This is a genomic window from Streptomyces sp. 6N223, from assembly GCF_052246635.1.
GTDB lineage: Bacteria > Actinomycetota > Actinomycetes > Streptomycetales > Streptomycetaceae > Streptomyces.
On the sequence record NZ_JBQQCA010000104.1, the window covers coordinates 1 to 7,312 of the forward strand.

The 7,312-nt window shown below is 70.6% G+C and carries 6 protein-coding genes; all 6 read left to right on the forward strand.

Annotated elements, in window-relative coordinates:
* Positions 1-37: 37 nt before the first annotated feature.
* The 6 genes from ACTWQH_RS32260 (at position 38) to ACTWQH_RS32285 (ending at position 7,246) form a co-directional block, all read left to right on the forward strand.
* The gene (locus tag ACTWQH_RS32260; protein WP_443290367.1) at positions 38-955 is read left to right on the forward strand and encodes a carbohydrate ABC transporter permease; all 918 of its coding nucleotides are present in this window, start codon (positions 38-40) and stop codon (positions 953-955) included.
* Positions 952-1,878 carry a carbohydrate ABC transporter permease gene (locus ACTWQH_RS32265; protein WP_443290368.1) on the forward strand — a complete coding sequence of 309 codons (927 nt, stop codon included), beginning with the start codon at positions 952-954 and terminating at the stop codon, positions 1,876-1,878. The genes ACTWQH_RS32260 and ACTWQH_RS32265 overlap by 4 nt, the downstream gene beginning before the upstream one ends.
* Before the next feature lie 107 nt (positions 1,879-1,985).
* Entirely contained in the window at positions 1,986-3,455 is a 1,470-nt protein-coding gene (locus tag ACTWQH_RS32270) for an arylsulfotransferase family protein (protein WP_443290369.1), read from the forward strand.
* Positions 3,456-3,967: 512 nt separating this feature from the next.
* A complete protein-coding gene (locus ACTWQH_RS32275) occupies positions 3,968-5,497 on the forward strand; it encodes an arylsulfotransferase family protein (protein WP_443290370.1) in 1,530 nt (509 codons plus the stop codon).
* 5 nt (positions 5,498-5,502) lie between these two features.
* Positions 5,503-6,552 (forward strand): type III polyketide synthase, encoded by a 1,050-nt coding sequence (locus tag ACTWQH_RS32280; protein ID WP_443290371.1) that lies wholly within the window; start codon positions 5,503-5,505, stop codon positions 6,550-6,552.
* A 49-nt stretch (positions 6,553-6,601) separates the two neighbouring features.
* Positions 6,602-7,246, forward strand: a complete 645-nt coding sequence (locus ACTWQH_RS32285) for a sulfotransferase family protein (protein WP_443290372.1) — start codon at positions 6,602-6,604, stop codon at positions 7,244-7,246.
* The last annotated feature ends 66 nt before the right edge of the window (positions 7,247-7,312 follow it).

Below are 7,312 nucleotides of genomic sequence, written 5' to 3' on the forward strand. Positions count from 1 at the left end.
CCCACCGTCCCCGCCGCCCGACACCTCAGGGAAAGCCATGGCATCCATACCATCTCCGGTCGCGGCGAAGCGCCGACCCGGCCGCAACGGCGTCCTGATCCTGCTCGGCCCGTTCATGCTCCTGTTCGCCCTCACCTACATCCTGCCGCTGCTCTACGCCGTCGGGCTGTCCTTCTTCCGCGAACGGTTCGAGGGCATCGGATGGGGCGGCCCGGAGCGCGTCTTCAGCTGGTTCGACAACTACACCCGGGCCCTGACGGACGAGGCGTTCCTCACCGGCGTCGGCCGCGTGCTGCTGTACGGCGGGGTGTACGTGCCGCTGCTGATCGTCCTCGCCACGGCGCTGGCGCTCGCGCTGGACTCGGCGCTGACCGTGGGCCGGCGCTTCTTCCAGGGCCTGCTGTTCCTGCCGCACATCGTGCCCGGCCTGATCGCCGCCATCATCTGGCTCTACCTCTACACGCCGGGCCTGAGCCCGATCATCGACGGCTTCGCGGACCTGGGCTGGCACATCGACTTCCTCGGCGGCGACAACGTCCTGTTCTCCATCGTCAACATCGCCATCTGGGGCGCGCTCGGCTTCAACGTGATCCTGATCTTCGTCGGCCTGCAGGCCATTCCGCGCACGATCACCGACGCCGCGCGGATCGACGGCGCCGGGGAGTGGCGTATCGCGCTCAGCGTCAAGCTGCCGCAGGTCGTGCCGACGGTCCTGGTGGCCACGCTGTTCACCATCATCGGCGCCCTGCAGCTCTACACGGAGCCCATGCTGCTGCGCACCTCGGGCGAGACCGTCATCGACAACACCTGGACGCCGAACATGATGGCGTACTCCGCCGCCTTCAACAGCAACGACTACCACTACGCGGCGACGGTCTCCGTGCTGATCGCCGTGCTGGCCGGCGTGCTCTCCTTCGCCGTCACCAGATTCGTCAGCAGAAGGGGACTGCGATGACGCTCCTGGGACCCGCTCGCACACCGGCCCGGCGCGGGCGGCCCGCCGGCCCCGCGCCGCGCGCCGCCGGCACGGGCGGGGGCATGCCGTGGTGGCTGCGCCGCTCGACGACGACGGTCCTGTGCGCCCTCGCCGGCGTCTACACGCTGCTGCCGCTGACGTGGCTGCTGTTCGCCGTCACCAAGACGCTGCCGGAGCTGTACAGCGGCAACGGCTTCTCCCCCTCCGCCGGCTTCCACGTCGTCGACAACCTGCGCGACCTGTTCGCCGAGGACGACGGCGTCTTCGGCCGCTGGCTGCTGAACACCGCCGTCTACGCCGTCGGCGGCGCGCTGGTCGCCACCCTGCTGTCCGTGGCCGCGGGCTACGCGTTCGACAAGTTCACCTTCCGCGGCAAGGAGAAGTGGTACGCCGTGGTGATCGCCGGCGTCCTCGTCCCCCACACGGCGATTGTCGTCCCGCTGTACCTGATGATGTCGAACCTCCAGATGACGGACACCATCTGGTCCGTTCTCATCCCCGTGATGGTGAACCCCTTCGGGGTCTACCTGGCGCGGGCGTACTCCTCCGGCGCCATCTCCAGCGAACTCCTCGAAGCCGCCCGGATCGACGGCGCGGGCGAGGTGCGGACCTTCTTCTCCGTCGGCCTGCGGATGATGGCCCCGGGCGCCGTGACGATCTTCCTCGTCCAGTTCATCGCCATCTGGAACAACTTCCTCCTCCCCATGGTGATGATCACGGACAACGATCTCTTCAGCGTGGCGCAGGGCCTGTTCACCTGGAACTCCGCCGTGAGCCAGAACCCGGAGTACACGCGCCTGGTCGTCGTCGGCTCGGCCGTGACCACGCTCCCGCTGCTCCTGCTCTTCATCCCGCTGCAGCGCTGGTGGCGCACCGGGCTGGCGGAGGGCGGCCTCAAGTGACGCCGGAATTTACGGAATCTTTAATGATGCTGCGGATACATTAATTACTTCCTGAGGCAAAAAAAGTCCGTGGGGCTGGGGCATCTTCGTCGATCAAGGAGATTCCCGTGCGCCTCTTACGGACCAGCGTCCTGCTGCGGCGCTCCGCCACGGCGTTAGCCGGCGCGGCGCTGCTCGCCCCCCTCGCCCTCGCCTCGACCGCCGGCGCCGCCGGACGCCAGGCGGGCCCGGCCCTCGTGCCGCTGGCCGCGCCGGAGCCCGGCGCGTTCGTCACCCAGCCCGGCCCGCTCCAGGCGCCCACCCTCACCACCACGACGACGGGCCAGGAAGACCCGGGGCAGCTGCTGGCCACCCCGGGAAACGCGGGCACCGGCTTCGGGGTTGCCGCCATCTACGACAACAGCGGCCAGGTCATCTGGCAGTGGGAGGGCAACTTCTACAACCTCGAAGCCATCACCTACCAGGGCCAGCCGGCCCTGGTCCTGTACGACACCGGCCGCGGCGCGCACGTCGTGCTGGACCAGGCGTACAGCGAGATCGCCACCATCGCGATGAAGAACGGCCAGCCGACGGACGGCCACGACATCGAGTTCAGCCCCGACGGCTCCCGGGTCCTGGTCCAGGGCTGGGCCCGGACGCAGACCGACCTCAGCCCGTGGGGCGGCTCGGCCAGCGCGACCGTCCTCAACCCGGTGATCCAGGAGCAGGTCGTGGGGACCGGCGAGGTCACCTTCGAGTGGAGCGCGCTGGACCACGTCTCGCCCGACGAGACCACGGAGTCGCTGACGAGCGGCTTCGGGGACCTGTTCCACTCGAACTCGCTGGAGTACGACGAGGACGGCGACATCCTCGTCAGCTTCCGCAACACCAGCACCGTCTACAAGATCGACATCGCCACCGGCGACATCGTCTGGCGGTTCGGCGGCGAGCAGAGCGACTTCACCTTCGCCGGCGGCACCGCCGACATGCCGAGCTACCAGCACGACGCGCGGCGCCTGCCGGACGGCTCGCTGTCGGTCTTCGACAACGGCAACAGCCGCAGCCCCCAGGAGTCCCGGGGCGCCACGTACACCCTCGACGAGTCGTCCATGACGGCCACGCTCACGCAGGAGCTGCGGGCCGACCCGGCGGCGTACTCCCCCTTCATCGGCAACAACCGGCAGGTGGACAACGGCAACCAGCTCGTCTCCTACGGCACCACCGGCCGCATGGTCGAGTTCAGCGGGACGGAGCAGGTCTTCACCGGCGCCTTCGCCTCGGGCTGGTCGTCGTACCGCACCGAGCGCGCCGACTGGTCGGCCACGCCCGCCGCCCCGCCCGACGTGGTCGTGGGCGAGGCCGGCGAGGACGGCGGGCGCACGCTGCACGTGAGCTGGAACGGCGCCACCGAGGTGGACGGCTGGCGCGTCGAGGCCGGCCCGAGCCAGGAGGAGCTGACCCCGCTGGGCGTCACTCCGAAGACCGGCTTCGAGACGGCGGCCGAGGTCTTCGCGCCCGAGGACGCGGACGTCTTCCGCGTCACCGCGCTCGACGCGACGGGAGACCCGCTGGGCAGCGGCGTCCTCAACGCCTCCTGACCGCGCGACAGAATCACCCGGAATCACCGAGTTCCCCCGGCCGCCCCGTCGCCGCTCACCATCCGGCGGCGGAGCGGCAGTTATCCGGCCGGAACGCCGGGCGCCGTGCCGTCGGCGTTCCGTCAATGCTGGGGAAATACTCTGCTCACGGCCGCTTTCACCTGCTCCGCCTCCGCCCGGGAAGGAATTCCGAACGCCTGCCAGAGGCTTCCCGGGCCCCCGCCGCCGCGCCCGAAGGCGAGGAGCGTCCAGGGATCCCGCGCCCGCCGACGGGCCCATGATCTCCGCGTTCGCACATCACGATCTGTTTTTCGGCGATCTCCGCTGTGACCTGAAAAGTTTTAGGCTGATACTTGCCGCCACTCCGTCACTCCTGCTGAGAAAATAACCGCGCACCGTTGCCGGTGGGGAAGGCATCATGTTTCGACGCGCGCATGTGAAGGAAATGCGCGCAAAGTTCCGGAAATATAGTTACCGCGTGCTGAAATGCATCGTGACCCCGGGAGGAAAGCATGACCCAGTTAACTCGGCGATCGTTACTCGGCGGGCTCGTCGCGGCCGGCGCCGGAACGCTCCTGCCCGGCACGGCGCAGGCGAACGCCCCGACGACCGCGTCGTCCGGCCCGGTCGGCCATCGCACCGCCACGGCCACGGCGCCGCCACCGGCGGCGTTCCGGCCACTCCAGCAACAGCCACCGCAGCTCGACATCCTGACCCGCCAGCCCGGCACCGCGCCCGGGCTCCTCTTCCTCACGCCGCAGGGCTTCGCCGCGCCGGACTCGCCGCGCGGCCCCCAGATCGTCGACGACGAGGGCCGCATGATCTGGTTCCGTCAGGTCCCCAACGGCACCTTCACCACCGACTTCCGCGTGCAGAGCTACCAGGGGCAGCCGGTGGTGACCTGGTGGGAGGGGACGGTCGGTGCCGGCGGCATCGGCAGCGGCATGGGCTACATCGCCGACAGCACCTATCAGGTCATCGCCACCGTCCAGACCCCCGACGCCGGGGCGACGCTCGACATGCACGAGTTCCTGATCACGCCGTCGGACACGGCGCTGGTCATCAGCTTCCGGGACGTGCCGCACGACCTCACCCCCGTCGGCGGGCCCCAGAACGGCACCGCCATCGACTGCGTGGTCCAGGAGATCGACATCGCCACCGGCCAGGCGGTCCTCGACTGGCACGGCATCGACCAGGTGCCCGTCGAGGAGGCCGACGTCGACTACCCCGGCTCCTCCGCGCCGTTCGACTACCTCCACGTCAACGCCGTCTCCCTCGACGGCGACGGCAACCTCCTCATCTCCGGCCGCCACACCAGCACCATCTACAAGGTCGACCGCGTAACGGGCGAGATCCTCTGGCGCCTGGGCGGCAGCAACAGCGACTTCGAGCTCGGCGCCGGCGCCCGCTTCACCGGCCACCACGACGGGCAGAGCGAGGGCGGCAACGTCTACCGCCTCTTCGACAACGGCACGCAGATCGCCCGCCAGTCCTCCTCCCGCGTCGTGTGGATCGAGACGGACCCGGAGCTGGGCACCGCCACGCTGCTGGACGAGGTGGCCCACCCTGAGATGCTGTCGGCCCTGGCCGAGGGCAACGCCCAACGGCTGCCCAACGGCAACACCATCGTCAGCTGGGGCGCGGCCAGCCGCGTCTCGGAGTTCGGGCCGGACGGCACCCTGCTGCTCGACGGAGCGTTCCCGCAGGGCATCAGCAGCTACCGGGCGTACCGCATGGAGTGGCAGGGGCAGCCGGCCGGCGACCCCGAGGTGGCTGTGGACGCGGCGGCCGGCGAGGTCCACGCGATCTGGAACGGCGCCACCGGCGTCGCCGCCTGGCGCGTGCTCGCCGGCGAGTCCGAGGCCCGCCTCCGCCCCGTGGCTCGGGCCCCCTGGAACGGGCTCGACACCGCCGTGCCGCTGCCGGCGTCCGCCCGGCGCGGCACCGGCTGCCTCCAGGTCCAGGCCCTGGACCACCGCGGCCGGCTGCTCGGCGCCTCGCCGGTCAGGGCGTTGGCCGATGCCCGGGCCGGGGCGGTGTGAGCGCGATGGCTGCCACGGCGCACGCGCGCATCGTGGAGGTCGCCTTCCGGGCCCCTCCCCTGGCCAAGATGGCGGACTTCGTCACCATGATGGCGGCCGAGGAGGGCGGGGAGCACTTCGAACCGGTCATCGACAACGCCCAGATCGCCACCAAGGGGATGGCCGTGGACGTCCCGCTCGAGGACCCCCGGCTGTGGCCGACCAAGCAGCGGATGAGCCGCAGCCTCGTCGAGGCCCGACGGCTCGGCAGGGAGACCATCTCCGAGGTCCTGGGCCGGACGGGCCTGCGCCCCGAGGACGTCGGGCTGCTGGCCACCGTCACGACCACGACCCACTCCCTCCCCGGACTCGACTCGCTCGCCTCCCAACTGGGCATGCGCGACGACGTCCAGATCCTCTCGCTGGGCCCCATGGGCTGCTACGCCGCGCTGCCTGCCCTGTCCACCTGCGCCAACTGGGTGAGGGTCCATCAGCGGGCCGCGGTGCTGCTGGCGGTCGACCTCTTCTCGCCCCACGTCCAGCCGCCCCCCTACGACAAGGAGGCCGCGATCATCTTCACGCTGTTCGGCGACGGCGCGGCCGCCGCGGTGCTGCGCCCGGCGACGCCGGGACTCCCGGGCGTGGACGTCATCGACGGCGAACAGCTCACCGACACGACCGCCGCCGCCGATCTGCAGGTGCACTTCAGCGACCTGGGCATGCGCATCACGCTGAAGCCGTCGTTGCCGGATGTCGTCGCCTCGTCCGTCGCCATGCCGGTCAAGGCGCTGCTCGACCGCCACGGCCTCACGCTGGACGACATCACCTGGTGGGCGGTGCACCCGGGCGGGCGCAAGATCCTCGACCGGGTCGAGGAGGTGCTCGACCTCCCGGAGAGTTCGGTGGCCGTCGCCCGCTCCGCGATGCGCGAGTTCGGCAACACCGCCTCTCCGGCCGTGCTCGGCGTGCTGGAGCGGCTGCAGGCCGGCAGCCCGCTCCCGCCCGGGCAGCACGGGGTCGCCCTCGCCTTCGGCCCGGGCGCCACGATCTGGGCCCTGCTGCTGCGGGGCGCGTGAGCGCGCACCCCGCCCGCCTTCCGCGACAGAAGGAAACGAAGGAAACGACATGCTTGAAGTCTTCGGTGCCGGCGCCGGGCGCACCGGCACCATGTCCCTCAAGACGGCCCTCGACATGCTCGGCTTCGGCCCGTGTCACCACATGCTGCACATGCTGGAGCAGACCGAGGACATCCCCCGGTGGGAGAAGGTGGCCTCCGGCCAGGACATTTCCTGGTCCGAGGTCTTCGCCGGCTACCGGTCGAGCGTGGACTGGCCGGGAGCCCGGTACTGGCGCGAGATCACGGCCGCCTTCCCGGAGGCGAAGGTGATCCTCACCGTGCGGGATCCGGAGAGCTGGTACGACAGCGTCAGCAACAGCATCTACCCGGCGGCCATGGCGGCGCCCCCGCCCGGCGCGCCCCCGACGTTCGCGCGGCTGCGGGAGATGTCGCTGAAGGTGGTCTGGGACGGCCTCTTCGGCGGGCGCTTCGCCGACAAGGACCACGCGATGCGGGTCTTCACGGAGAACAACGACGCGGTGAAGCGGGAGATCGACGCCGACCGCCTGCTGGTCTTCGAGGTCGGCCAGGGCTGGGAGCCGCTCTGCGCGTTCCTCGGCGTGCCCGTGCCGGACGAACCCTTCCCGCGCAGCAACGACCGCGAGCAGTTCGCCTCCCTGGTCAGGGAGCACAGCACGCGGGCGCCGTCGTGACCTCCTGACGTCCCGACATCCCGACCCGGAGCTCACGGGGCCGTGTGGCGGGGGGGTGGGGAGCCT